This is a genomic window from Pseudomonas sp. NY15437 (assembly GCF_048068435.1).
Lineage (GTDB): Bacteria > Pseudomonadota > Gammaproteobacteria > Pseudomonadales > Pseudomonadaceae > Pseudomonas > Pseudomonas nitroreducens_B.
Map to the genome: position 1 here is coordinate 1 of NZ_JBLUQC010000044.1, position 526 is coordinate 526.

Annotated in this window: 1 protein-coding gene; it reads left to right on the forward strand. The window is 67.9% G+C overall.

Annotated features, from left to right (window positions below; genetic code table 11):
• The coding region (gene pqqC, locus ACNFIA_RS31950) for a pyrroloquinoline-quinone synthase PqqC (RefSeq protein WP_416790995.1) at window positions 1-520 on the forward strand (520 nt) is incomplete at its 5' end.
• Window positions 521-526: the final 6 nt, after the last annotated feature.

Genomic DNA, 526 nt, shown 5'->3' on the forward strand with positions numbered 1-526 from the left:
GCAGCGCATCCTCGACCACGATGGCGCGCCGGGCGAGGAGGGCGGCATCGAGGCGTGGCTGCGCCTGGCCGAATCCGTCGGGCTGGACCGCGAGCAGGTGCTGTCCCAGGAACTGGTGCTGCCCGGCGTGCGCTTCGCGGTGGACGCCTACGTCAACTTCGCCCGCCGCGCCAGTTGGCAGGAAGCGGCCAGCAGCTCGCTGACCGAACTGTTCGCCCCGCAGATCCACCAGTCGCGCCTGGACAGCTGGCCGCAGCACTACCCGTGGATCGACGCCAGCGGCTACGACTACTTCCGCACGCGCCTGTCCCAGGCGCGCCGCGATGTCGAGCATGGCCTGCGCATCACCCTGGAGCACTACCGCACCCGCGAGGCCCAGGAACGCATGCTGGAAATCCTGCAATTCAAGCTCGATGTGCTCTGGAGCATGCTCGACGCGATGAGCATGGCCTATGAACTGAAGCGCCCGCCGTACCACACGGTGACGAGCGAGCGCGTGTGGCACAGGGGGTTGCTGTGATGAGTC